Annotated in this window: 23 protein-coding genes and 4 tRNA genes; 15 read left to right on the top strand and 12 right to left on the bottom strand. The window is 54.6% G+C overall.

All coding sequences use genetic code 11. The annotated features are described in order from the left end of the window. Positions 1-95: 95 nt before the first annotated feature. The 3 genes from phrB to HZS79_RS13690 form a co-directional block, all read right to left on the bottom strand. Positions 96-1508: a deoxyribodipyrimidine photo-lyase gene (gene phrB / locus HZS79_RS13700; RefSeq protein WP_179928136.1), complete on the bottom strand. Its 1413-nt coding sequence runs from the start codon at positions 1506-1508 to the stop codon at positions 96-98. Positions 1509-1547: 39 nt separating this feature from the next. Then, positions 1548-2468: a MerR family transcriptional regulator gene (locus HZS79_RS13695; RefSeq protein ID WP_179928135.1), complete on the bottom strand. Its 921-nt coding sequence runs from the start codon at positions 2466-2468 to the stop codon at positions 1548-1550. 231 nt (positions 2469-2699) lie between these two features. After that, positions 2700-3755, bottom strand: coding sequence for an NAD(P)/FAD-dependent oxidoreductase (locus tag HZS79_RS13690; protein ID WP_179928134.1), 1056 nt, complete (start codon positions 3753-3755; stop codon positions 2700-2702). Between the two features lie 185 nt (positions 3756-3940). Between HZS79_RS13690 and HZS79_RS13685 the strand changes: the two genes are divergently transcribed. Then, a complete protein-coding gene (locus HZS79_RS13685; protein ID WP_162217912.1) occupies positions 3941-4843 on the top strand; it encodes a TIGR01777 family oxidoreductase in 903 nt (300 codons plus the stop codon). A gap of 10 nt (positions 4844-4853) precedes the next feature. On the opposite strand, the gene rapA is transcribed toward HZS79_RS13685, so the two are convergent. Together rapA and HZS79_RS13675 are read right to left on the bottom strand one after the other, a co-directional pair. Continuing rightward, on the bottom strand, positions 4854-7799 hold the full coding sequence (gene rapA, locus HZS79_RS13680; protein ID WP_179928133.1) for an RNA polymerase-associated protein RapA: 2946 nt from the start codon (positions 7797-7799) through the stop codon (positions 4854-4856). 114 nt (positions 7800-7913) lie between these two features. After that, positions 7914-8717 (bottom strand): TlpA disulfide reductase family protein, encoded by an 804-nt coding sequence (locus HZS79_RS13675; protein ID WP_179928132.1) that lies wholly within the window; start codon positions 8715-8717, stop codon positions 7914-7916. Between the two features lie 66 nt (positions 8718-8783). Between HZS79_RS13675 and HZS79_RS13670 the strand changes: the two genes are divergently transcribed. Both HZS79_RS13670 and HZS79_RS13665 read left to right on the top strand, forming a co-directional pair. Continuing rightward, positions 8784-9029: a hypothetical protein gene (locus HZS79_RS13670; protein ID WP_162217909.1), complete on the top strand. Its 246-nt coding sequence runs from the start codon at positions 8784-8786 to the stop codon at positions 9027-9029. Positions 9030-9126: 97 nt separating this feature from the next. Further along, complete coding sequence (locus tag HZS79_RS13665) at positions 9127-10335, top strand: ABC transporter substrate-binding protein (RefSeq protein WP_179928131.1); 1209 nt, start codon at positions 9127-9129, stop codon at positions 10333-10335. Positions 10336-10456: 121 nt separating this feature from the next. On the opposite strand, the gene HZS79_RS13660 is transcribed toward HZS79_RS13665, so the two are convergent. The 7 genes from HZS79_RS13660 to HZS79_RS13630 all read right to left on the bottom strand — a co-directional run bounded on the left by HZS79_RS13660 (position 10457) and on the right by HZS79_RS13630 (position 19217). Continuing rightward, on the bottom strand, positions 10457-11782 hold the full coding sequence (locus tag HZS79_RS13660; RefSeq protein ID WP_179928130.1) for a branched-chain amino acid ABC transporter permease: 1326 nt from the start codon (positions 11780-11782) through the stop codon (positions 10457-10459). Then, complete coding sequence (locus tag HZS79_RS13655; RefSeq protein WP_179928129.1) at positions 11782-12786, bottom strand: ABC transporter permease subunit; 1005 nt, start codon at positions 12784-12786, stop codon at positions 11782-11784. The genes HZS79_RS13660 and HZS79_RS13655 overlap by 1 nt, the downstream gene beginning before the upstream one ends. A gap of 16 nt (positions 12787-12802) precedes the next feature. Then, positions 12803-13537 carry an ABC transporter ATP-binding protein gene (locus tag HZS79_RS13650; protein ID WP_162217905.1) on the bottom strand — a complete coding sequence of 245 codons (735 nt, stop codon included), beginning with the start codon at positions 13535-13537 and terminating at the stop codon, positions 12803-12805. 83 nt (positions 13538-13620) lie between these two features. After that, on the bottom strand, positions 13621-14391 hold the full coding sequence (locus HZS79_RS13645; RefSeq protein ID WP_162217904.1) for an ABC transporter ATP-binding protein: 771 nt from the start codon (positions 14389-14391) through the stop codon (positions 13621-13623). 53 nt (positions 14392-14444) lie between these two features. After that, positions 14445-15881, bottom strand: coding sequence for a sodium-dependent transporter (locus HZS79_RS13640; protein ID WP_162217903.1), 1437 nt, complete (start codon positions 15879-15881; stop codon positions 14445-14447). Positions 15882-16172: 291 nt separating this feature from the next. Beyond that, the gene (gene typA / locus HZS79_RS13635) at positions 16173-18014 is read right to left on the bottom strand and encodes a translational GTPase TypA (protein ID WP_162217902.1); all 1842 of its coding nucleotides are present in this window, start codon (positions 18012-18014) and stop codon (positions 16173-16175) included. 237 nt (positions 18015-18251) lie between these two features. Continuing rightward, entirely contained in the window at positions 18252-19217 is a 966-nt protein-coding gene (locus HZS79_RS13630; RefSeq protein WP_162217901.1) for a Bug family tripartite tricarboxylate transporter substrate binding protein, read from the bottom strand. A gap of 227 nt (positions 19218-19444) precedes the next feature. Between HZS79_RS13630 and HZS79_RS13625 the strand changes: the two genes are divergently transcribed. The 12 genes from HZS79_RS13625 to rplL all read left to right on the top strand — a co-directional run bounded on the left by HZS79_RS13625 (position 19445) and on the right by rplL (position 25505). Further along, positions 19445-20428, top strand: coding sequence for a biotin--[acetyl-CoA-carboxylase] ligase (locus tag HZS79_RS13625; RefSeq protein WP_162217900.1), 984 nt, complete (start codon positions 19445-19447; stop codon positions 20426-20428). Further along, a complete protein-coding gene (locus HZS79_RS13620; RefSeq protein ID WP_162217899.1) occupies positions 20425-21264 on the top strand; it encodes a type III pantothenate kinase in 840 nt (279 codons plus the stop codon). The genes HZS79_RS13625 and HZS79_RS13620 overlap by 4 nt, the downstream gene beginning before the upstream one ends. A gap of 121 nt (positions 21265-21385) precedes the next feature. Continuing rightward, positions 21386-21469 (top strand) — tRNA-Tyr (locus tag HZS79_RS13615). A gap of 106 nt (positions 21470-21575) precedes the next feature. Continuing rightward, positions 21576-21649 (top strand) — tRNA-Gly (locus HZS79_RS13610). Positions 21650-21663: 14 nt separating this feature from the next. Further along, positions 21664-21738 (top strand) — tRNA-Thr (locus HZS79_RS13605). A 151-nt stretch (positions 21739-21889) separates the two neighbouring features. Continuing rightward, positions 21890-21965, top strand: a tRNA-Trp gene (locus tag HZS79_RS13600). Between the two features lie 73 nt (positions 21966-22038). Further along, the gene (gene secE, locus HZS79_RS13595; protein WP_179928128.1) at positions 22039-22422 is read left to right on the top strand and encodes a preprotein translocase subunit SecE; all 384 of its coding nucleotides are present in this window, start codon (positions 22039-22041) and stop codon (positions 22420-22422) included. Between the two features lie 8 nt (positions 22423-22430). Further along, positions 22431-22964 (top strand): transcription termination/antitermination protein NusG, encoded by a 534-nt coding sequence (gene nusG, locus HZS79_RS13590; protein ID WP_162217897.1) that lies wholly within the window; start codon positions 22431-22433, stop codon positions 22962-22964. 122 nt (positions 22965-23086) lie between these two features. Beyond that, positions 23087-23518 (top strand): 50S ribosomal protein L11, encoded by a 432-nt coding sequence (gene rplK, locus HZS79_RS13585; protein ID WP_009098963.1) that lies wholly within the window; start codon positions 23087-23089, stop codon positions 23516-23518. Positions 23519-23520: 2 nt separating this feature from the next. Then, positions 23521-24213, top strand: a complete 693-nt coding sequence (rplA, locus tag HZS79_RS13580; protein WP_162217896.1) for a 50S ribosomal protein L1 — start codon at positions 23521-23523, stop codon at positions 24211-24213. A 304-nt stretch (positions 24214-24517) separates the two neighbouring features. Beyond that, positions 24518-25021, top strand: a complete 504-nt coding sequence (gene rplJ, locus HZS79_RS13575) for a 50S ribosomal protein L10 (RefSeq protein ID WP_009723910.1) — start codon at positions 24518-24520, stop codon at positions 25019-25021. A gap of 112 nt (positions 25022-25133) precedes the next feature. Continuing rightward, complete coding sequence (gene rplL / locus HZS79_RS13570) at positions 25134-25505, top strand: 50S ribosomal protein L7/L12 (protein ID WP_030074215.1); 372 nt, start codon at positions 25134-25136, stop codon at positions 25503-25505. The last annotated feature ends 179 nt before the right edge of the window (positions 25506-25684 follow it).

Here is a 25684-nt window from a genome sequence, read left to right as displayed (position 1 = left end):
GTGGTGGTTAAGAAAAGTGAGAAGGGGTTAGGTGAAGTGACGGTGGCAGGCAGATTAGCATCGCCGCAGCGCAGACGATGCAAAGGAGAAGGGAATTATTTAGAGAGCGCTTTAAAAGCATCCAAGGCGCGCTGGCGCGCTGCTCTGTGATCAACGATAGGTGCCGGATAATCAATCGGGTTGAGCATATCCTGGGGTGGTGCATGGCGTGCTTTGGCAGGCAGTGGCTCAAGCGCTGGCAGCCAATGGGCAATAAATTCGCCATCTGGATCAAAGCGCGTTGACTGAGTCGTGGGGTTAAAAATACGAAAATAGGGGGCTGCATCCGTGCCGGTTGAAGCTGCCCATTGCCAGCCACCATTGTTGGCACAAAATTCACCATCTATTAAATGACGCATAAAAAATGCTTCACCACGCCGCCAGTCAATCAGCAGGTGCTTGCTTAAAAACATCGCCGTGATCATGCGCAGCCGGTTGTGCATCCAGCCAGTTGACACCAGTTGACGCATCGCCGCGTCTACGATGGGGTAGCCGGTGCGCCCCTCGCACCAAGCTTGGAAGCCCTCATCGTCGTCACGCCAGTTAAGCTGCTTGGTGTGCGCTTGAAAAGGTTGGTAACGGCACACCTGGGAAAAGCCCACGGCTACGTGCTGATAAAACTCACGCCAAACAAGTTCATTCACCCACGTGGTCAGCCCTGCATCACCGTCGGCAAGGTGGCCAGCGTTTTCGCTCATTACTGCTTGAAGGCATTGGCGATAGGAGATCATGCCTAGTGCCAGGTAGGGCGAAAGTTCGCTGGTGCCGCGCACCTTCGGGAAGTCTCGCTGCTGCTTGTAGTGCCGTCCACGAAAACGTAAAAAGCGTTCGAGATTGTCACTCGCAGCGTTTTCTCCCGCAGGCCACAGGCGTTCATTAACCGGTTCGCTATCCAGCGATGGACGTGTGGGGAGGGGGTCGCTATCGATATCCAGCGGAGCTTGCACGCCAGGGGTATCACGCAAAGCAAGTTGCTCGGCCGTCACCTGCTTATGCCAGGCTTTCGAAAACGGTGTGAAGACACCGTAGTAGTCGCCTTTTCCTGTCAACAGGCTGCCAGGAGCGAAGGCAACCGCGTCGTGGTGGCCTTGAGCGGTTATCCCTTCTCGCTTGAACGCATCAAGCACCGCCTGATCGCGGTGTTGCTCGTTCAGTGCATATTCATAGTTGAAATGGAGCTGGCTAATGGGGTGCTCGCGGGCGATATCCAGTAATACCTGAGCTGCTTCATCATAGTGATCAATATCGCGATGCAAGAGCGGAATGTTTAGCCCGTTAAGTGACTCTTTAACCGCAGCCACGCCCCGCGCCCAGAAATCGAGTTTGTTGGCGCCATGACCATGATTGCACCACTGCGCCACACTGCGTAAAAAAACAGCCACTACCGGCCCTTTAGCAGCGGCAGCAGCGAGCGCGGAGTTATCGTGAATGCGTAAGTCGCTACGCAACCAAACGAGCTGCAAAGTCATGCTATGTCCTTACTCGCTGTTGTCTATATACCTGACGCCTTAAAGAATACCTGACTCGCGAAGCAGTGGGCGAAGGCGCGCGATAGCTTGTGGAAGGTCATCGCCTAACAGATGCACAGGTCCTTCGCGCAGGTCGTTTTCCCTGAGGCGTGCGACTTCGCCACATACGCCAATGGGTACATTCAATGCCTCTGCTGCCTGGGGCAGCATGTGGCGAATGTAGTCATCACTCTCCAGCTGGCCGCTAGAGAGCAGTACCATGGAGGAGTGCAGCCGAGATACCGCCTGAGACAGGTCATCAAGTGCCAGTGGGTGGTCAAACATCTGGACGCGATAGCCCTGCTCGCTGGCCATTAGCGCGCACATTAATACCCATAGTGGCCCAGGATCATCGGGCATTGCACTGAGCAGGATCAGTGGTCCGCGTGTCGCCTGGTTCGCATAATGCAGGCGGATGCCCACCTGGCTGCGTAAGAAGGCTTCAAAGGTGCGCCGTACAAAGTCATTAGGTTGGTCTGCCCACTTGGCTTCCAGCGATAGAACCACTGGCTGCCAAAGTTCATTGATCGCCACGCTCAAGGGGTACAGCGCTAAGCTTTGGTGATACAACGTCTCTAATTTAGGCAGGTCAACGGCTTCAATGGCTGCTTGGATCTGCTGGCGCTGACTTACCCAGTCACCTGCATCTGGCGTTGGCGTTTCTACGGTTTCCGGTTGGTCAAGCAGGTCAGCGACCTGGCTGACCGGCACGCCACGGTTCAGCCACTGTAAAATGCGCTCAATACGAGTGATGTCGTCTTGGGCATATAAACGATGGCCTTTTGGGGTGCGCTGTGGGCGAATTAGACCGTAGCGACGCTCCCAGGCGCGCAGGGTGACCGAGTTCACACCCGTTAGGCGGGAAACTTCCCTGATTGGATAGAGCGGGGTATCGGGTGGGTGGGTCGCCTTGTTGCTCATGGGCGCCATTGCCTCTTGGTTGCCTGCAGCGCTAGCTACAGGGGTCTGTCAATAAGTACCGTGGCGTTGTGTGTCTGCGCCTGGCCGGCGTTTTGCCACATAATCGGATAGCTATTAATCGTGTAGATAGCGTCACGCTATTATAGGCACCTTTGTACAACTTGTGGCTTCAGGGTACAACCTTTCCTGTACGTGCGGAAAAGTTTAATTTTATTTCATATTTTCAGTTGGCTAACCTAATAGGGCCTTTCCTAACTCATCGCCGGATAGCCAAGCATCTTCTACGCGGCTACCTCTGAAGTTGTCGCCGCACAATGCTAATCCGCTCGGGCTGTATAAGTATGACTGTTCGCCTGCCCTTGCAGGTTGAGCATAGCGCCAGCGATGTGCGCCAAGTTCAATGACGTTCGGAAGCTTTGTGTGTTCGGGCAGCAACGACATAAATGCTTCCAGTAACTGTTGGACAACACGTTCGCTGTCACTCTCAATATGTACATCGCTCCAGTCCAGCTGAGCAATCAAACTAATGCTTTCTGGCTGATGTTCACGCCCAGGCTTAGTGTGGTTGCGTGACGCCAGTCGAAGCACGGGATGCTGTGTATGAACGGTGTGCCACGCTGAGGCCACTTGCTCCAATGGCGGGAGTGGATCCTCGAAAATAACCCAACCTGCCCAGCACCCCCGTTGAGGGTGTGCTGTACAGGCAGCCGCCAGTGTTGGTTCCCACGCTGATAATAATGCGTTGGCCTGGGGCGGCGGGGCGCTAATCACCACTGCGTCAAAAGGCCCATGAATGGTGTCCTGGCTATCGTGTAGCTGCCAGCCAGCTGCCGTTTTCGCTAATGCAGTAATATGGGTTTCAAGGGTAATGCTGGCATTGGGTAGGGCGTTAAGCGTCTCTGCTAGATAACGGGTTAGTGCGCTCATGCGTGGCGCACCGGTATAGCGTGTTTGGCCATCATTGTGTGTTTGCCAGCCAGATGCGCTAGCCTGATAACGAGACGTTGGCCAGGGAGCAACACAGCCAGCGGCCTGCCACTCTGCTACTTTTCTGGCAAATCGCTCATCGCGTACGGTGAACGCTTGAGCCCCTAAATCTAATGTCGCTGCAGGTCGACGTTTGCTCGACATTCGGCCACCAGGACCACGCGATTTATCGAACAGTTTAACGTCGACAGCATGGCTGGCAAGCTGGTGACCGCAGGCAAGCCCAGACAGTCCGGCGCCAATGATGGCCACGGTTGAGGATTGGGTGAGTCGGTGAGGCTCGTTCGGCAAGGTAGCCATGGGTTTTCGCAACCACGTTAATGAACACATTATGAAATAGGAAAACTCGAATTGTAGCACTTTTGTATAGATGTCGTACAATAAGGTGGTGTGCAATGCGCTGGCGCAGTTGGAGCGACTCGTTATTTTTCGTGACGCGGTCAGGTAATTCCTCTTTTTACTAGCTAGGCCATAGGAGTAACACCATGCGGGTATTAATAACGGGAGGCAGCGGTTTTGTAGGCCAGCAGCTTTGCCAGCAGCTGATTGCTCTTGGGCATGATGTACAGGTGGTTTCTCGTGCGCCTCATCAAGTGCGTGGCAGGCTTCCAAAGGGCTGCGATATTCGCGATAGCGCCCAGGCATTTATTGACTCTCCGCCTGATGCGTTGGTGAATTTAGCCGGTGAGTCGATTGCTGCCAAGCGCTGGAGCGATAGTCAAAAAGAGGAGTTGGTTCGCTCACGGGTAACGAGCACTCAACAACTGGTCGCGCTGTGCGAGCTGCTGGAGGAGAACGGTCAGCCGTTGCCTAAGGTGATGGTAAGTGGCTCTGCGATGGGCTATTACGGCGACCAGGGCAAGACAGTGGTGGACGAGGCAACGCCGCCTAACGATGAGTTTGCTCACCGGCTCTGCGCCGAGTGGGAAGCCGCCGCTAAACCCATTGAAGCGATGGGTATTCGTTTAGTGATATTGCGTATCGGCTTAGTACTGGAGGCGGGTGGAGGGACGCTACAGAAGATGTTGCCGCCGTTTAAACTTGGGCTGGGTGGGCGTTTCGGTAGTGGCGAGCAGTTTATGCCCTGGATACATCGTGATGACCTAGTTGCCGCGATTGTATTTTTGCTCAACGAGTCGGCATTGACCGGTGTGTTTAATGGCAGTGCACCGCACCCGGTGACGAATGCTGAGTTCACGAAAACGTTGGCTAAGCAGCTTCATCGTCCGGCAATTTTTCCCGTGCCCGCCTTTGTTTTAAAAGCGGGCTTTGGAGAAATGTCGCAACTGCTGCTGACGGGGGCTGATATGCGCCCCGCCCGCCTGATCGAGGCCGGGTTTGCTTTTCAGTACCCGACACTGGATAAGGCGTTAGCGGCGATTGTCTAGCATTCAAACGCTAGGCATTCGGGTCGACAGTGATAATGACCCGCACTGAGTCAAGCCGCAGGCGGGTATTTTCAATTGCATCACTCAGCGCCTGGCGCTCTTGTTTTAGCGCTGCCAACTCTTCACTGCGTACGGCGGGGTTGTGCTCTGCGAGAGCGGTTAAGCGTGCGAGTTCTGCATCCAGCTGTGCTCGCATACGTGTTTCAGCGCTCTCTACAATACTGGGTAACTCCCGTTCGGCTTCGCCTTCACCCTGAAGGAGCAGTTCGCGCAGCTGATCGTGGCGGCTTTTAATCAAGTCCCGCGCCAGCGACTTGTTCACCTTTTGCAGATTTTTGCCTAGGCCGGTGAAGGATATTTTGCTCGTCAGGTTTGCCCCTGACTCGTCAAGCAGCACGCGCACCGCCGTGGGTGGCAAGAAGCGGTTAAGGTGTAGCGATTTAGGCGCAGGGCAGTGGGTGCGGAACACCAGCTCTGCCATTAAGCGGCCACTGGGTATCGCTGGGTGGCGCAGTAGCGCAAGCGCTGTGTTGCCCATGGTGCCATCTAAGATGCGCTCCATCATTTCGCGTAATAGCGGATGCTCCCAGGAGAGCCTCTGAATATCGTCGCGGGCAAGCGCTAGCGAACGGCTGTAAGTGGCCGAAAAACCCTCTTCCCCTTTTACTAGCCCTGGTAGACCGTCAATCATGTGCTGGCTGGGCTGCAGATAGAGCAGGCCATTGCCAATGTCTTGGCTATCTACGCCAAAAATGTCCAGGGCGCGCTCTGTAAAGCGTGGTAACGCGGGGTCTTCATCCAGCTCACGTACTGCGTCAATGACCTGCTGAGCACGGGCAGGGCGGCAGGCGTTTAGCTCCAGCAGACGATTGCGTCCCGCATCTCGTTCGGCCAGTTTGGCGGTAAACATTTCGCGGGTCTCATCGATGATTTCATCGAGCATTTCATCGTCGAGCAACGCATCAGCTAGGGCATCGCCAAAGGCGTCATACAGGTCGCTGCCAATGCCATGGGGTGCGCTGAAGGCATCCATGCCTTCGTGGTACCAACGCAGCAGACGTTCGCCGGGGCTGCCGGTAAAGGTCGGCACGTGAAGTTCAATGGCATGACGCTGGCCAATTCGGTCTAGGCGGCCAATGCGCTGCTCCAGCTGGTCGGGGTGCTGGGGCATATCAAACATCACCAGGTGGCGACAGAACTGGAAGTTACGGCCTTCTGAACCGATTTCAGAACACACCAGCACTTGGCAGCCATCCTCTTCATCGGCAAATGCCGCGGCGGCACGGTCACGCTCGACGAGGGAGAGCCCTTCATGGAATACCGGTGCATGGTAGCCGCCCAGCACACGAAGCCCTTCTGCCAGCCCTTCAGCGGTCTCTTTATGGTGGGCAATGATCAACACTTTGTCGTTGGCAAAGCCGTTTTCGCTATCGTCGCTGAGTTTATCCAGTAGCCAGTTAACCCGCGGGTCGATGTGCCACCAAGACTCAGTGTTAAGTGGATCATTGCTGAGCTCGCGGTACATCGCGTCTGGGTAAATCAGCACATCTGGATGATCCATGCCGGTTTCAATCAGTAACTCGTCCAGGTAATCATCGTCGCGCTCTAGGCGGCGCAGGACGCGACGGTACGCTGAGGGGAGTTCGAGGCCGGAAAGGTGCAGGTGGCGCTCTGGAAAGCCACCTACGTGCCGTCGGCTGTTGCGGAACATGACGCGCCCCGTGCCGTGGCGATCGAGCAGCGCGTCGCGCAACTGGGCGCGTGCGGTATCCTGCTGCTCGTTGTTGGCTTCAGGGTTGCATAAGGTCGCCAGCAGCGCTTGGCTATCGCGGTCATCGGCGACAGTTTCGACACGTTGGCGCGCCTCGGGTGTGTTGGGCAATTCATCCAACGCATCAATGGCGCTGGCCACGGCGATGTAGTGGTGCTCTTCCTCTTTAAAGCGCTCAATATCGTGGTAACGCTCGGCGTCTAGCAAACGCAGGCGAGCGAAATGGCTCTCAACACCCATCTGCTCTGGCGTAGCAGTCAGCAGCAATAAGCCAGGAATATCAGCAGCAAGCTGCTCAACGCACTGATAGCCTGGGCCGCTGCCATCAGGGCTCCAGTCGAGGTGATGGGCTTCATCGACGATGAGTAGGTCGAAATGGCTGGCTAAGGCCTGTTCCTGGCGATGCGCGTTGGCGAACAGCCAGCCTTGGCTGGCGAGCACTAGCTGAGCGCTTTCAAACGGGTTGGCGCTGCCGTGGGCGAGACTTTGCTGCTCATCTAGCAAGCTTACCTTGAGTGAGAAACGGCGTAAAAGTTCGACCAGCCACTGGTGGGTCAGGCTATCAGGTACCAGAATCAGCGCGCGCTCGACGCGGCCTGCCAGTAATAGGCGGTGCAAAATTAGCCCGGCCTCGATGGTTTTACCCAGCCCGACTTCGTCTGCAAGCAGGACGCGGGGGGCATGGCGACCTGCCACTTCATCGGCGATATATAGCTGATGAGGAATCAGATCAATCCGAGGCCCGGCAAATCCTAAGGCGCTGTGCTGCTCAATCCGTTGATAGTGGTGCAAGGTGCGAAAGCGCAGATCAAACCAATCGTTACGGTCAACCTGGCCGGTCAGCAATCGGTCGCGGGCCTGATCAAACTGCATGGTGTCGGCAAGCTTGGCCTCGGGAAGCTCGCGCGAATTACCGTCGCTATCTTCGCCAATATACGTGATCAGGCCGCCAGACTCTTTACTGTCATCAACGATGATCTGCCAGCCATCGGCAGAGAGCACGCGGTCGCCGCTGCCGAACATGACGCGGGTTAATGGCGCTTGGCGTGTGTTGTAAGTACGTGTTTCCTGGCTGGCACTGAACAAAATGGTAACGCTACGGGCGTCGCAGTTAAGCACGGTGCCGAGCCCAAGCTCAGCTTCGCCGTCGCTAATCCAGCGCTGGCCGGGAGAAAAATCGCTCATGATGCCTCGAGGAAGTCTACAGAAACAGGTTGTATACCACCGGGGCGGGTCTCCGGTGGTAACAGGGCGGGGGATTCTAACGCAAAGCAGCGGGGGTATTAAGGTCTATCGTGGTCAATCTTCCAGCCAGCGTTCAAGTTGGGCGCGTGTCAGCTCGCCCACATGCACATCCAACGTGTTGCCCTGGCGGTCAAATAGCACCGTGGTGGGCAGGCCTGGGGCTTTAAATTGAGCCGAGAGGGTTTGGCTTGGGTCGAGCAGCGCATAACGAAAATCCAGGGCTTGCGCATCGAGGTAACGCACAATCGGCAATAGGTCTTCACCCTGATTGGCGATGACTACGCTTACCCCTTCACGCTTTGCCGCTTCTTCGAGCAAAGGCATTTCGCGTAGACAGGGTGGGCACCAAGTGGCCCATAAGTTCACAATAATAAGGTCGCCACTTTCAGCCAATGAGGGCAGGTGAACATCATTGCCGTCAATATCCTCCAAGGTCACCTCCGGCAGGGAGTTAACGGCAAAGTCATTGCCCAGAGGGGCGAGGGTCACTAATACCAGCCACAGGCTAGCAGCCCCAATGACCATGGCGAGACCACCAATCATTGCCAGCAGTCGCTTGCGTAGCGCCCATGCAGTCCACATCAATCCAGCAATTAAGCCGCCTAACGCGTTATAGCCTGGCTGCCAGACCTTCAGCACATCCAGTGGTTCAATACTGTAGCTTTCCCAGTTGAGTACGACATACACGGTACGAGCGCCTAGTAGCCATATCACTAACAGCCAGTTGAACCAGCGGCTATGCTGCGCAGCAGGCAGCCCAAGCAGATAGCGACTGGCAAACAGCAGTAGCAGTGCGCAGCCGAAAGCATAAAGCCGAGGGGTAGAGAGTAATAGCGGGCCAAGGGCAATGGCGTTCATAGTCTTCCCGATAAGCGGTTACACTGGTAGACCTTATCATGCACGTTGACGATAACGGAGATGTCTATGCCCCAATCTGCCTTTGATATGCTGCGAGCGCTGGCCATTGGTTCCCAGGCACTGGGACTGACGCTGATTATAACCTTGGAAACCGTCCTTGGAGACGAGGCTCGCCCATGGCAGGGGGTAGTGCTGGCGGTCATGGTGGCGTCGGCGCTCATTATTGCACTGGTGCGGCTATATCGAAATAAACGTTTACAGAAACATATCGCTGAACGCAGGCGCGCTGTTGAAGACGAGGAGGAACGTTAGAAAGCGTTGCTTGTGTTTTCGGCATTACGGTTCCAGATTAAGAGGAGTCCCGCGCTTGACCGTCGGGGCACTTAACATACTGGGAGCGACAAATAATATGATTAACAAGCGCGTATTAGCCACTGCTGTTGCGGCTTCATCACTTGCATTGGCAGGGATGGCTCAGGCGGAGGTCAAAGTTGGCTTCTTGGGCGGCTTCACTGGCGGAATTGAAAGCCTGACGCCACCCATTTTTGAAGGTGCCCAGCTTGCGGTGGCGCAGGTCAATGAACAAGGCGGTATCCTTGGTGGGCAGACATTAGTAATGCCGTCAGGGGATACCACGTGCTCGGATGCATCCGCTGCGTCTAACGCCGCTGACCGCATGGTGAACTCTGAGCAAGTCACAGCGATTGTCGGTGCACTGTGTACTGGGGCGACGATCGCTGCTGCCAATAATGCGGCGATTCCTGGTGGTGTCTTGATGGTTTCACCAGCCTCAACTGCCCCCGCGGTTTCTGAGCTGGATGATAATGATTTGGTGTTCCGTACGGTGCCGTCAGATGCCTTCCAGGGGGAAATGCTGGCTAAGTTGCTGCTCGATAAAGGCATCGACTTTGTTGCGGTTACCTACGTGAACAACGACTACGGCCGTGGTCTATCGGATGCCTTTAGTGAAGCGTTTGAAGCGGGTGGCGGGGAAGTAGCAGAGAACCTCGCACATGAAGATAACCGCGCCGACTATCGCTCTGAACTGGGTTCGCTGTCCTCCAGCGGAGCTGACACACTCGTCGTATTGGCGTATGCCGATACCTCTGGCCAAACAGTACTGCGCCAAGCCTACGAAAGCGGCATGTTTACCCAGTATGTGGGAGCCGATGGTATGGTTGGGGATAGCCTGGTCGAGGCCATAGGTGCTGATGTACTGGACGGCATGATCGCTACACGCCCTGGCAGCCCTGACTTGCCGGGTACCGACATATTCAACGAAGCGGCTGAAGCGGCAGGTATTGACCCTAGCGCAGTATTTGCCGCTCAGGCCTACGATGCTGCCTTCCTGGTAGCGCTGGCCATTGAGCAAAACGGCAGTGCCGAGCGTGAAGGGCTCTCTGAAGCGTTACGCAGTGTGTCCAGCGCGCCGGGCGAAATCATACTGCCGGGTGAGTGGGAAAAAGCGGTTGAGTTGATTGCGGCAGGCACTGAGATCAACTACGAAGGAGCCTCGGGTTCCCACGAGTTTGATGAAAACGGTGACGTGCCTGGTGTGGTCGTCGAAATGGTGGTGGAAAACGGCTCTTTTGTCAGTAAAGGCCTGGTTGAACTGTAAGGTAACGGATAGCACTGGGGGCAACGCGTCGCTGGTGTCAGGTTGATGTTTGTGATTGACCAAAATGCCCCAGGCCATTGATTGGCCTGGGGCATTTTTTGTTAGAGGCAATGTATCAATGTTAGCCGTGGGTTTTGATTTTCTCAGGCAGTAGTCCTTTAGGGGCAAAACGCAGCACGAGGGTGATGAGCAAACCAATCACAAATACCCTTGCTTGGAGTGCTCGGCTTTCTAGATTGCGCGGCGGCTCCCAGCCAAACCAGCCTTCACCAATAAAGACCGCCATGTGCATGACCGCCAGGGCTAGAGGCTCCGACATAATCCAGATGATATAGACTGCGACCGCCCCAAAAATGGTGCCAAGGTTATTGCCTGGGCCACCTAAAATCACCATGACCAGCACCAGAAAGGTGTGATTGAGAGGCAGGTAGCCTTGAGGGTCGAACAGGCTGTTAAAGGTGCCCAGCATGCCGCCGCCAAGGCCCATCAAAATGCAGCCTAATACGAAAATCTCCAAGCGCCGCTTGTTAATATCTTTACCCATTGCCGCTGACGAGACTTCATTGTCACGGATAGCGCGAACCATCCGCCCCCAGGGAGCGTGGTAAGCGCGATGTAGCAGAAAGAAAATAACCGCGATGACCACGGCAGTCACAGAAAGATACACCGCTCTAGCAAGAGTAAAGCCTAACTCTGAAGGGCCAGGCGTTGGCCAGGGCAGCGGTGACACCGTAGCAGTGCCACGGGTTAGCCAGTCGGAGTTCTTCAAAAACGCCTTGATGATCTCGGCGATACCTAAGGTGGCAATGGCGAGATAGTCGCTGCGCAGCCCAAGGCATATGTGGCCGATAAAGTAGCCAACACCACCTGCCAGGGCGCCACCCACTATCCAGCCTACCCAAGCAGGAAGGCCAAAACCGCCCACAAAGCCAGCTTGGGACTGGATTTGGCTGGTCACATCGCGAAGCAGGCTAATCACCACTAAGTAAAGGACTACCGCGAGCACAATCGCGATCAGGGTGCGGAGCTTTTTGGGGACACCCAACCGATCTAGTTTGGTAGCGGCGACCACAACCAGCGTGGCGGCTACGCCGTAAAGCAATACTCGGCCCAGTTCGCTGGGTAGCTCGGTGCCCCAGAATGCGTCGTTCACAGGCACGCTAAACAGCATGGCGCAGAAGCCGCCCAGTGCGACAAAGCCCATGACCCCCGCGTTAAACTGACCGGCATAGCCCCACTGGATGGTTAGACCCAGGGCCAGAATGGCGTAACAAGCGGCCTCTACCAGCATGCGTGTGCTGTAGGCTGCCCCCATCACTGCGTAAACGGCTAGTATGGCAGCTAATAGAGCGCCAAACAGAACCAGCTCTCGCAGTGGGAAACGCCGTTCAGGAGTGGCATCTTGGGGGGTGTAGTCTGGGTTGCGGGTTTTTGTGGACTGGTTCATTAGATCACCTTGCCCTTGAACAGGCCGGTAGGGCGCCACACCAGGATGGCTACCAAGATAAAGAACGGCACCACAATCTTATACTCGGTGCCCACAAAGGCGAGGTTCGAGGGAAGTTCCAGCCAAGCAGGGAAGCTGTCGCGGAAAGGGCGCAGCAGCACGCTCCAGTTAAACACCGCCAGGGTTTCCGCAAAGCCCACCACAAACCCGCCGGCGATGGCTCCATAAGGGTGGCCCACCCCGCCGACAATGGCAGCCGCGAAGATGGGTAGCAGCAGGAAGAAACTGAGATCAGGCTTGAACGTCACGTCGAGTGAAAGCAAGGTACCTGCAATTGCCGCCAAGCCACCTGCAATCACCCAGGTCACCGCCACAATGGTGTTGGTGTTAATGCCAGAAGCCTGGGCAAGCTCGGGGTTGTCCGACATGGCGCGCATCGCTTTACCCAGCCGCGAGCGGTTAAGAAATAGGTGCAGTGCCACCACCGCCACCAAGGTAATCACAAACAGATAGATTTGTGGTTCGGTAATCACAATGGGCGCACGTACGCCTTCAAAGGGCAGCGCAATGCGAAAGATCTCTTTGCGGTCGTCGACATACAGGCTTTGCCCGCTTGTACCCGCAAATAAGCGAATAAGCCCTTGGAGCATCAGCGTGACGCCCAGCGAACCAATCACCATCACGATCGGCTTAACGCCGTGAGCGCGCAGTGGCTTGTAAAACGCCTTATCAACCCCCACTGCCAGGGCTGCTGTTAGGAGCATCGCCAGCGGCAGCATCACTAAGGCCGTTGGCACGCCGATGCTGGCACCCGCCGCGGGAAAGGCCGTCGTGAGCAGTAGTACCATAAAGGCACCAAAGGTCATCATGTCGGCGTGGGCAAAGTGGGCAAAGCGCATAATGCTGAAAATAAGCGTGACGCCAATGGCACCAATGGCATAAATAGAGCCAGTGACGCTGCCTGCAATCACCACGTTATTGATAAAAAAGACCAGTTCGTTCACGTGTTTCTCTCCCAGGCTAGCCGCCTAAAAAGCTTTTAGCGACGTCGGGGTCGGCAAGCAAAGCAGCCCCAGTGTCAGTAAAGCGGTTCTGACCCGCCGCCAGTACAAAGCCTTTGTCGGCAATCGCCAAGGCCTGCTTAGCATTCTGTTCGACCATTAAAATCCCTACGCCGGCAGCGTTGATCTTTTTGACGCGGTCGAAAATCTCGTTCATGTAGAGAGGCGATAGCCCAGCGGTGGGTTCATCAAGTAGCAGCAAGCTGGGCTCGGCCATTAGCGCGCGTCCCATTGCCACCATTTGACGCTGGCCGCCGGACAGTTCGCCTGCTGGCTGGTGGCGCTTTTCAACGAGAGGGGGAAAGAAGTCGTAGACCTGCTCTAGCATACGCTTCACGTTTTGAGGTTTAAGGTAGGCGCCCATCTCCAGGTTTTCTTTAACAGACAGACTGGGGAAAACGTTTTTTTCTTGGGGCACAAAGCCCATGCCACGTTCCACCAGCTGGTTGGGTGGCAGGTTATGAATCGGCTGACCGTTAAGTAGAATGTCACCCTGGTTGACGGTGAGCAGGCCAAATATGGCTTTTAGCATGGTGGATTTGCCTGCGCCATTAGGGCCGACAATTACGCCAACTTCATCGGCATACAGAGTCATATTGACCCCGTTGAGAATATTCATACTGCCATAGCCGCCGTGCACATCGCGTGCCTCAAGCAGTGGCTGGGGGGGAGAAGATGACGGTGTAGATGGCATAAACGCGTCTCAGCAGTGTCGCCCTAGGCTGGCCCTATGGCGAACGTGTTATTGTGGCTTTTTATAGTGCACGTTGTGCGTCATCAGGCTGCATCGGTTCCGAAGTAAGCTTCGATGACGGCTGGGTTGTTTTGTATTTCTTCTATGTGGCCTTCTACCATCACGCTGCCCTGGGCTAGCACAATAACCGGGTCGCACAGCCGAGCGATCATGTCCATATCATGCTCAATCACCAGGAAGGTATAGCCCATTTCACGGTTTAGGCGCTCAATATTGCCCATTAAGTCGCCTAACAGCGTGCGGTTCACACCAGCGGCAATTTCATCCAGTAACACGACTTTGGCGTCGGTCATCATGGTGCGACCAAGTTCTAGCAGTTTTTTCTGGCCGCCAGACAGGTTGCCTGCCAGCTCGTTACGCACATGGTGCAGGCCGACAAACTCAATGACTTCCAAGGCGCGCTGGCGCACGTCAGCTTCCTGGTTGCGCACTAATCCAGGTTTGAACCAGGTGTTGAATAGATTTTCTCCGGCTTGGTTGGGGGGCACCATCATTAAGTTTTCCAACGCGCTCATTTGGCTGAACTCGTGGGCAATCTGAAAGGTGCGCAGCAACCCCTTATGAAAACGCTGGTCGGCGCTTAGCGACGTAATGTCTTCACCGTCTAACAATATGCGGCCACTGTCTGGCGTGAGCGCGCCTGCAATCAGGTTGAACAGGGTTGATTTACCGGCCCCGTTGGGGCCAATCATGCCGGTGATAGCGCCTTTTTCGACGCGTATTGAGCAGTCATTGATGACCTGCAGTCCGCCAAAGGCTTTGTTTACCTGCTGTACCTCGATAAGGGGAGTCATCGTGTCCTCGCGTCGCAGGCGGCATCAATGCCGCCTGCGTTGTTAGTATTATTTTAGGGTGTGGCTTTACGTAGCCGTTGGCTAAACGCAAATGCCCCTACAATGAGCAGTGCACCAAGGGCGGGGATGATATAGCCCTCTACCTGAGGAATGGTGCGCAAGAACACAAATGACACCGCCGCAGGACCCACAAAGCGCACTAAGAAGCGCCAGGTTTTAAACCACGTAAGGTTAGTGCCAAGCTCTTTCATGACTTCGCTTTGGGTGAGGGCCCAGCCGGCAAACAGGGCAATTAGCAGGCCACCCAACGGCATAAATATATTGGTTAAGAGTTCAATAAAGTCGAAGGCACTGCGACCAAACAGCGTATGGAAAATCGTCCCTTCCGCCCAGATATTGAAGCTCACTACGGTGAGCAGCCCCATCGCCCAAGCGGCAACGACCATAATAGTGACCGCTTGAGGGCGCGTCATATCAAAGCGCTCTACCAGGAAGGCGGCGACCGGCTCGATGAGTGAGATAGACGAGCTTACGGCGGCACCCAGCACCAGGATAAAGAAGACCCCGCCCACGAGTGCGCCAAACGGCATATCGGAAAACGCCAGCGGCAGTGTGACAAACATCAGCCCAGGGCCTTGGCCGGTTTCAAGTCCGGCACCAAATACCAGCGAAAATATCGCCAGCCCCGCTACCATAGCGACAGCAGTATCCACAAACGCCACCGAGATAGCGGTGCGAGTGAGCGACGCTTCACTGGACATATAGGCACCGTAGGCCATGATAGCGCCCATTCCCAGGCTCAGCGTAAAGAAGGATTGTCCCATTGCCTGGAGCCAGCCTTCCAGGCTTAGGTCGCCAATGTTGAAGGTAAACAAGAAGCTCGCGGCTGCCCCTAGATCACCGTTGATAATGCCGTAAATAAGTACCACGATCAGGATCGCAAACAGGGCTGGCATCATAATGCGTAAGCCCGTTTCGATGCCTCTGTGAATGCCCATGCCGACAATCAATGCAGACCCAGCGATAAACAGCGTGTGGTAGAGCGTCATTAGCCCTGGAGATGCCAGCAGTGCATCAAAGCTTGCGCCAATGGTTTGCGCATCCGCACCGACGAGAGAGCCGGTCAGCATTAGCCAGGTGTAATGCAGTGCCCAGCCAGCAATCACTGAGTAGAAACTTAAAATCAAAAAGGCGGAGGCTGCGCCGAGCCAGCCGATAGATTCCCAGGCGCGGGAGGTTTTGTGGGTCCTGGTCAAATGCCGCATGCCCATAATAGGGCTTTGGCGGCTAGTACGCCCGAGCATGGTTTCGGCAATCAGCATGGGAATGCCGACGGCAAAAATTGTCAGTGCGTAGACCAAGATAAATGCCCCACCCCCGTTTTCTCCAGTGAGGTAGGGGAAGCGCCAGAGATTGCCCAAGCCGACGGCAGAGCCAACCGCCGCGAGCAAAAACGTGCCTTTGTGAGTCCAGACGTTATGACCGCTCATGTGAAGGAGTGTCCATGTGTGGGTGTCAGGCCAAGGGGAGGAATCCAAACACCTGTATGAATTGCAGGATGTCAGCGATCCGTAGGCGCGCTGAAGTTGCTATTACTTTGCGATAGAACGGCCGTGCTTTCCAGCCTGCTAGCGTTTAGGGTGCGTTAATGCAGCTGCTTGGCGTTAGGCAGGAAAAGGGGGAGAGGAAATTTACCGGGGAAAAATTGCTTTAAAAAAGAGAAGCCCGCGCAGTGGCGGGCTTCTTAGCGCTTTCTGAAGGTTGCTTAATCTTTCTTAAGCTTACTTCTTGCTGGAGCGCTTACGCTCGTTTTCGGTCAGGTGCTTCTTGCGCAAACGAATGTGGCTGGGGGTGACTTCAACCAGCTCATCTGAATCCAGGAATTCAATGGCTTGCTCAAGGGTAAACTTGATCGGCGGTGTCAGCACGATGTTTTCATCGTTACCTGTTGAACGCATGTTATCGAGCTTTTTGCCCTTGGTCGGGTTAACTACCATGTCATTCGCACGGTTGTTAATGCCGATCAGCATGCCTTCGTATACTTCGGTGGCATGATCGATAATCAGCTTGCCGCGTTCTTGCAGAGCGTAAAGCGCATACGCCAGGGCTTTGCCGCCTACCATTGAGACCAAGACGCCATTGCGACGCTCGATAGACGCATCGGGCTTCAGCGGGCCGTAATGATCAAAGCGGCTGGTGAGGATGCCGGTACCAGAGGTCAAGGTTAAGAACTGACCACGGAAACCGATCAAGCCACGGGCTGGAATGATGAAGTCCAAACGAACGCGGCCTTTGCCGTCTGGGTTCATGTTGGTCAGCTCGCCTTTACGGTAGCCAAGCTCTTCCATGATCGAGCCTTGGTGCTGCTCTTCACAGTCGATAATGACTTCTTCGTAGGGTTCTTGCTTAACGCCGTCGATCTCTTTAATGATGACTTCTGGGCGGCCAACCGCCAGCTCGAAGCCTTCTCGACGCATGGTCTCAATCAATACCGACAGGTGCAGCTCACCACGGCCAGAAACCTTGAACTTCTCAGGGGTTTCGCCCTGTTCAACGCGAAGCGCCACGTTGTGTATCAGCTCTTGTTCCAGGCGGTCTTTAATATTACGGCTGGTGACGAATTTGCCTTCTTTACCGGCGAACGGCGAGTCGTTGACCTGGAAGGTCATAGAGACGGTCGGTTCATCCACGGACAGTGGCGGTAAAGCCTCAATGGCGGCCGGATCACACAGCGTATCGGAGATGGATAGATCTTCAATGCCGGTAATGCAGACGATATCGCCAGCGGTAGCCTCAGTGGTCTGAACGCGCTCAAGACCCATGTGCGTCATTACCTGACCGATCTTGCCCTTACGGGTAGAGCCATCAACGCTGATCACTGAGATTTGCTGGTTCGGCTTCACCGAGCCACGCTTAATGCGGCCAAGGCCGATGACGCCGACGTAGCTGTTGTAATCCAGCGCAGAGATTTGCATCTGGAAAGGGCCATTGATCTCAACGGCGGGCGGCTCAACGATATCGACAATCGCTTGGAACATGGGATCCATGTTGTCAGCCAGCTCTTCGGGATCCATACCAGCAATGCCGTTTAGCGCCGAGCAATAGATGATCGGGAAATCGAGCTGGTCGTCAGAAGCCCCAAGGTTGTCAAACAGATCAAAAATCTGGTCGATAACCCAGTCAGGACGGGCGCCGGGGCGGTCGATTTTGTTGACCACCACAATCGGCTTTAGGCCCTGGGCAAAGGCTTTCTGGGTAACGAAGCGAGTTTGCGGCATAGGGCCGTCAACCGCATCTACCAGCAGTAGAACCGAGTCCACCATGGACATAACCCGCTCAACTTCGCCACCGAAGTCAGCGTGTCCAGGGGTATCCACGATGTTGATGTGGTAATCCTTACCATTGCCATCTTTCCACTGAATAGCAGTGTTTTTGGCCAGAATGGTAATGCCACGCTCTTTTTCCTGGTCGTTGGAGTCCATCACGCGCTCTTGACCTTCGGCCTTACGGTCAAGCGTGCCAGACTGGCTCAACAGTTTGTCTACCAGGGTGGTTTTGCCATGGTCAACGTGAGCGATGATGGCAATGTTGCGAAGATTATCAATTGAAGGGGTGGTGCTCATAGGTAAGCTCTATCGATTAGATTGGCACCTATGGATACATTTTCTGGAGTCCCTAGGCGCGGTTAGGGAAAATGGGCGAGCATTGTACCTACTAAGCTGCTGGCGGGATAGTTTCTTTGCATGTTCGAAATGTAGTTAGCGTTTTTTATCAGCATAATATAAGCATAACAAATACATAGCGCCCTCTGGATTGTGAAATTCGAGGGCGCTTTATCAACCTATATGCAGTTCGTTGGGTTAGTCGTCAGACGGTACGCCACCCATGCGTTCTAGCAGTTCGCGGTAGTTTTCTGACTGCGAGTAAAGCATTTCGGTTGCCTGCTCTTCGCCGCGGAAATGCACGGGCATCAGTATCCGTTCTTCGGTAATTTCGATAAAGCGTTCATCTTGGGTTGCCGCTTCGAGTGCTTCGGCGAGTCGTTCGACATGGCTATCAGGTGTGTTTTTGGGAACCACTACGACACGAAAGTCTGACGTATCAATGTCATAGCCAGCTTCCATAACGGTGGGGGCATCGGGGTAGGCGAATAAGCGTTCGCCGTCCATGCTCAGAAGGACGGGCATTTCGCCTGTATCTGCATAGCCAGAGTGTGTGCCGCCACTGTAGGCGAAGTCAACGTCACCTGAAAGGATCAGGGGGGCCATGCCGCCGCCGCCAGCCGTTGGGACAATGCGCAGATCAAGTCCTTCTTGCTCCATAATGTACTCGATGACGAGCCTGTCCAGTGCATGCTGGGTGGCGTAGCTGGTGCCGGGGTTTTCTCGAGCATACTCGATCAAGTCTTCCCAGCTATCGCCGAAGGGGCGGTTTTCGCCGGTTACCAGGGCGTGTTGCACGGTCGTAATACTGGCAACGTAGCGGAAGTCGTCTAGCGTAAAGTTCGTATCATGGGCATGGGGAGCAAAGGTAAGCGTGCCGTTAGTGCCCGCATAGACAAAGGTATGGCCTTCATCCTGGTTATGCATTAAACGCGCTAGGGAAACTGCTCCTCCGGCACCGGGTTGATTAACGACATTCACAGGCTGGCCAAGGTTATCGGCTAGGACATTAGCAAGTACCCGTGCCTGAATGTCTGTGCTGCCGCCTGGTGCAAAACCGACCACCAGTGTCAGTGGGCCAGAAGGAAATTGGCTGTCAGCCTGGGCGGTGAGGCTCATCGTAAGTGCAAGTGTTGCAGTAGCAAGTATTTTCTTATTTAACATCCTGCTTTCCCTAATTGTTAATAGATACGAAATTAATGGCGTAACCAAGCGCTTCATGACGATGAAATGTTACTTGATAGCCTGATCCTTATAGTAGACATAAAGTCTAAAAAGGCGACCCTTTAAACTGGGGTTGACTTCGACGCTTAAAATAAGAATGAAATTTCCGTGCTTTCCGACACTTTTATATATCCGGTAAGATTGGTTTTTTTTGGTAGGGCAAGCACATGACCATCGGTAACCTGATGCGTTTGTTAAGCGACGGCGAGGTTCATTCCGGTGAACAGTTGGGCGAAGCGCTAGGCGTTTCTCGGGCCGCCGTATGGAAGCAGCTGAAAAAACTAGACGCGTTGGGCGTAGAGTTGGTTGCTGTTAAAGGTCGGGGCTATCGGCTTGCTTATCCGCTAGAGCCTCTTGATGGGGCAAAAATTGTAGAGCGTTTGCCTGCGAGTGCCCGTCATTTACTAGCAAGACTCTTCATAGAAGACCAGTTGCCCTCTAGTAATGGGTATCTACGCGAGCGCTTTACTCAGGGTGCAGGGCATGGCGAGGTATGTTTTGCCGAGCTGCAAACCGCAGGCCGAGGTCGTCGCGGTCGTGTGTGGTCTACCCCTTGGGGGCAAAGTCTGATGCTCTCGCTTGGCTGGCGTTTTGAATCTGGGGTAAATGCCCTGGAGGGGTTAAGTCTTGCGGTGGGTGTGGTCGTTGCCCAAGTGCTGGAGCAGTATGGTGTTGCCCCCAAGCTTAAGTGGCCGAACGATATTTTGCTGGCTGAGCAGGGCGATGAGCTTGGTAAGTTGGCAGGCATCTTGATTGAAGTCACAGGAGATGCTGCTGGCCCATGCGAAGTGGTTATCGGTATCGGCATGAATCTATCGCTGCCTGAAAGCCTGCGTGCCAGCATAGGTCAGCCGGTGGCGGCGCTGTTCGATGCCAAGGCGGGGATCTCTCGTAATCAGTTAGCCGCTGATATGGTGTCTGGGTTGTTGGTTATGCTAGCGGGTTTCGAGAGTGAAGGGTTCGTTCGCTGGCGAGACGAGTGGAATAATCGCCATGCTTACGCAGGGTTGCCGATTCGTATTATCCAAGGGGAGCGCTCAAGCGACGCGGTGGCAGGAGAAGTAGATGAGAGTGGTAACCTTTGGGTTACTGAAAATGATCACTCGCGACGCCTCTCAGGCGGTGAGATCAGCGTACGCAGGCGCCTATGATTTTGGATTTGGATATCGGCAACACGCTATCAAAATGGCGACTAAAAGATGCCGACAGTAGTGAAATACGTTCGCGGGGAGCCGTTTGGACACGAGAAGAGTGGCGGCCAGGTGCAGATATTCCTGATCTAGATGTCGTAGAGGCTGTGCGTATTTCCAGCGTTGCTAGAGCTGCCGTGCTAGAGGAAACCGTTGCCTTGCTGCGTCGCCAAGTTCGTCAGGTATATGTGGCACGCTCTACGCCCGAAGCGCTGGGTGTTGTTAATGGGTATGAAGAGCCCGGGCGATTAGGTGTAGATCGCTGGATGGGAGCGCTGGCAGGCTATCAGTTGGCAGGAGGCTGCTGCGCCGTGGATTGTGGTAGCGCCATTACCATTGACTTTGTGCTGCCGGGCGGCGTTCATCTTGGGGGCTTTATTGTGCCTGGGCTGCGTCTTATGAAAGAGAGTCTTAAGCTTGGCACTCGCAACGTAGCCATTGATCCGGAAAGTGAATCAGATGCTTTGTTAGAGCCGGGGAGGCGCACGGTAGATGCTGTGAATCACGGTATCTATATGGCGGCGGTCAGCGCGATTAATCGCATTTATAGTGAGGTGTGTGACCAGCAGGGCGTGGCTTTGCCAGTGATGCTAACGGGCGGCGATGCCAGGGTGGTTTCTCGTGGGGTGCAAGTGCCCCATGCCGTATGGCCGGATATGGTGTACGGCGGCCTGGAAGCTAGTTTCCCGCTAACCTTTGCCGAGCGAGCTGGGAAAATGTCCGGTGCGCCACGGGTGCCAGAACCTGTGTCCTTAGAAAAAATTCGCGCAGGTCTTGCATTCTCAATGTTGCTTTGACAGAATGCAGCGCGTTCCAAGACGTAAGCCACGTGGAAGTGGCGAAGCACAAGCTTCTATAAATAAAGAGTTTATAAGCTTGACACCGTGTTGGAGGCTGGCATAATGTGCCGCCACAGCTGGAGAGGTTCCCGAGTGGCCAAAGGGAGCAGACTGTAAATCTGCCGCGAAAGCTTCGAAGGTTCGAATCCTTCCCTCTCCACCAGATTTAATGAGCAGTGATTTAATCATTGTTTGAGAATGAAAAGCCGGTAAGCGGGCATTAGCTACTGTATCTCGTGCAACGGATTGTCATTCTTTAGGCAAGTTCGGCGGGCGTAGTTCAATGGTAGAACCTCAGCCTTCCAAGCTGATGGTGCGGGTTCGATTCCCGCCGCCCGCTCCAGTTTTGTGTGTTTGGCTCATGTAGCTCAGGGGTAGAGCACACCCTTGGTAAGGGTGAGGTCGACGGTTCAATTCCGTCCATGAGCTCCATATTGCGAGAAAGGCGAGCGAAGCTCGCTTTTTTTGTCTTTACTTGCCGGGTTTGGTGGTAAGTGAGGGGTAGGGTTGTCAGGCGGGGTATTCTCCGCTATCATGGCGCCCGCTGTTGCGTAGGTGTATTTGCTTACGCATATGACGATACAGGCCAGTAGCTCAATTGGCAGAGCAGCGGTCTCCAAAACCGCAGGTTGGGGGTTCGATTCCCTCCTGGCCTGCCAACCTTCCCCAGGTTGGTATGTCTTTTTCTAGAATTCCTTTGTCGCTCGCTGCACCCTTAGGAGTCTCGTTTTTATGAAGCCTAGTTCCGTAAAACATGGCGCAGAGGTGCAACAGTCGCGCCGTGACGGGCTCAAGTGGTCGGTGGTTGTGGCGCTGCTTACTGTTGCCGTCGTTGGTAATACCTATTTCGCCGATATTGGCCTGCTCTACCGCGTGTTAGGTGTGGTGGTGTTGTGTGCGGTTGCGGGTTTGATCGCGCTGACCACCACTAAAGGTCGCGATTTAGTAGAGCTTGCCGTAAGCGCCAGGAAAGAGATTCAGCGCGTTGTATGGCCGACTCGCCCCGAAACCATTCAGACCACCGCGATTGTGCTGGTGGCAGTGTTGGTGGTGGGTTTGATGCTGTGGTTGATTGATACTCTTCTTGGCTGGGCGATGTCCGGCGTCATTGGTTAGGAGCTTTCATGTCCAAACGTTGGTACGTCGTCCACGCTTATTCCGGCTTTGAAAAGCATGTCATGCGCTCGCTTATCGAGCGTGTGAAGATGTACGGCATGGAAGATCGCTTTGGCGAAATCTTGGTGCCGACGGAAGAAGTGGTTGAGATGCGTGACGGTAAGCGCCGTAAGAGTGAGCGCAAATTCTATCCCGGCTATGTATTGGTCGAGATGGAGATGGCCGATGAGACTTGGCATCTTGTCAATGAAACACCTCGCGTAATGGGGTTTATCGGCGGCACAAAAGAGAAGCCAGCAGCAATTACCTCGCGTGAAGCGGACGCCATTTTACGCCGTGTGAAAGATGGTACCGACAAGCCGCGGCCTAAAACCATGTTTGAACCAGGTCAATCGGTTCGCGTTGTTGATGGTCCGTTCGCTGACTTTAATGGCGTGGTTGAAGAAGTGAATTACGATAAGAGCCGTTTGCAGGTCAGTGTGCTGATCTTCGGGCGTGCGACGCCTGTGGAGCTTGAGTTCTCCCAGGTGGAAAAAGAGTAAGGTAAATACGTGGCGGGGTGGTGTGCGTAGCACGCCATCCTTGCATTATGTGAGGCAGTTTAGCGCTGCTTTATGTGTACCGGGGAGCCGTAAGGCGCTATCACCCAACTGGAGTATTTAGCATGGCCAAGAAAGTACAGGCTTACATCAAACTGCAGGTTGCTGCAGGTAAAGCCAACCCAAGTCCGCCCGTCGGCCCCGCGCTGGGTCAGCACGGCGTGAATATCATGGAATTCTGTAAGGCGTTCAACGCAGCGACTCAAGAAATTGAGCCTGGTCTGCCGACGCCTGTCGTGATCACTGTCTACTCTGACCGTAGCTTCACGTTCGTCACCAAGACGCCGCCTGCTGCCGTACTGCTGAAAAAAGCAGCGGGCATCAAGTCCGGTTCTGGTGAGCCGAACAAGAAGAAAGTGGGTACCGTGACGCGCGAGCAGCTCGAAGAGATCGCTAAAACCAAAGAGCCAGACATGACGGCTTCTGATCTCGATGCCGCGGTGCGTACCATCGCTGGCAGTGCTCGTAGCATGGGCCTAAACGTGGAGGGTCTCTGATCATGGCTAAACTAACTAAGCGTGCGAAAGTTATTCGCGAGAAAGTAGACCCGAACAAAGCTTACTCTCTTGAAGAAGCGGTTGCGCTGCTCGCTGAGCTGTCTACCGTTAAATTCAAAGAGTCCTTGGATGTGGCGATTAACCTTGGTGTTGATCCGCGTAAATCTGACCAAGTTGTACGTGGCGCTACTGTTATGCCTAACGGTACTGGCAAAGACGTACGCGTAGCGGTCTTCACCCAGGGTGCCAACGCCGATGCTGCGAAAGAAGCAGGCGCTGACATCGTTGGTATGGAAGAGCTGGCTGAGCAGGTCAAGAAAGGCGTAATGGATTTTGACGTCGTGATCGCCTCGCCGGACGCTATGCGTGTTGTTGGTCAGCTGGGTCAGATTCTTGGTCCACGCGGCCTGATGCCGAACCCGAAAGTTGGCACCGTAACGCCTGATGTGGCGACTGCGGTTAAGAATGCCAAAGCAGGCCAGGTTCGTTTCCGTACCGACAAGAACGGCATTATCCATACAACGCTGGGTAAAGCTGATTTTGAAGCATCCGCTGTTCAGGGTAACCTGGAAGCACTGGTTGCTGACCTTAAGAGGCTCAAGCCGAGCTCTTCTAAAGGTATCTACTTTAAGAAAGTCACCCTGTCCACCACCATGGGTCCAGGCTTGACTATCGACCACTCTGCGTTGGTATAAGCAGGTAGTCATAAGCGTTTAAGTAAGAACCGAGCAAGAACTTTGCGGTCCCCTGTTGAAGCATTCGCCAAGCAGGGCACCGTCAAAGACCGCAGGTGCCGCGCCTTGTTTGTTTGAGAGTGCGGCTTAATCGCCCTAAAGCGCCTGCGCAGATGGTGTGGCCGCCAGCTGGTTAAGGCTTTTTAGCTAAACCGCTTTCTGGTGAGCACCATCCCCTAAGGCTTCCGGTGCCGTTGTTTACAGCCTGGAAGAGATGGTAACCACCGGAGCCTGTTGTGGGTTCCGGCACGAAGGAGTGATCACTGTGCCACTAGCACTTGAAGGCAAGAAAGCGATTGTTGCCGAGGTCAGTGAAGCGGCCAAGGGCGCACTCTCCGTCGTAGTTGCCGATTCTCGCGGCGTTACAGTCGGTAAGATGACCGACCTGCGCAAGCAAGCGCGCGAGAATGGCGTCCAGCTGCGTGTTGTTCGCAACACCCTGGCGCGCCGCGCCCTCGAAGGTACTCAGTGGGAGTGCCTGAACGAGAGCTTTGTTGGTCCTACTCTGCTGGCTTTCTCTACCGAGCATCCGGGCGCTGCCGCTCGTTTGTTCAAAGAGTTCGCGAAGCAAGATCAGAACTTCGAAGTGAAGGCGCTGGCCTACGAAGGTGAGCTGATTCCGGCTGCTGACATCGATCGTCTAGCAACCCTACCGACTTACGACGAAGCAATTGCCAAGTTGATGTCGGTAATGAAAGAAGCCTCCGCTGGCAAGCTGGTTCGTACACTGGCCGCTCTGCGCGACCAGAAGCAAGAAGAAGCTGCATAAGCAGGTCTTTTTGCAAGCAGTCTGCGCTGCATAAGCAGGGCGCTGCTCGAACCATGCAATGAATCCTGAGCACTCGGTAAACCGAGGCTCCCGCAAAGTTAGGAATGAGACAATGGCACTGACCAAAGACGATATCATCAATGCTGTAGCCGACATGTCCGTAATGGAAGTTGTCGAGCTGATCGAAGCGATGGAAGAGAAGTTCGGCGTATCTGCAGCAGCAGCCGTTATGGCTGGTCCGGCTGCAGGCGGCGAAGCAGCTGCTGAAGAGCAGACTGAATTTGATCTGGTACTGACTTCTGCTGGTGACAAGAAAGTTAACGTCATCAAAGCAGTTCGCGAAATCACCGGTCTTGGCCTGAAAGAAGCCAAGGGTGCGGTTGACGGCGCGCCGGCTACCATCAAAGAAGCAATGTCTAAAGAAGACGCTGAAGCAGCTAAAACCAAGCTGGAAGAAGCGGGCGCAAGCGTCGAGCTCAAGTAATCCTTGTGCTGATGGCTTTACGCGCTGCGTAAGCTTCCACGGCTGGCGGCGGGCTTATCCCGCTGCCGGCCTTTTTCTGTTGTATCATGCTGTCCTGCAGCGCTACAGCAGAAAGGCTGCGGTAAAAAGCAGCAAAACAGTAAGACCGTTGTTGTGAAGCGTAAGTTGTGAAGCGTAAG

Origin of the sequence: Vreelandella zhaodongensis (genome assembly GCF_013415115.1) — a bacterium.
GTDB classification, from domain to species: Bacteria; Pseudomonadota; Gammaproteobacteria; order Pseudomonadales; family Halomonadaceae; genus Vreelandella; species Vreelandella zhaodongensis.
This window is presented reverse-complemented; position numbering and strand designations above follow the sequence as displayed.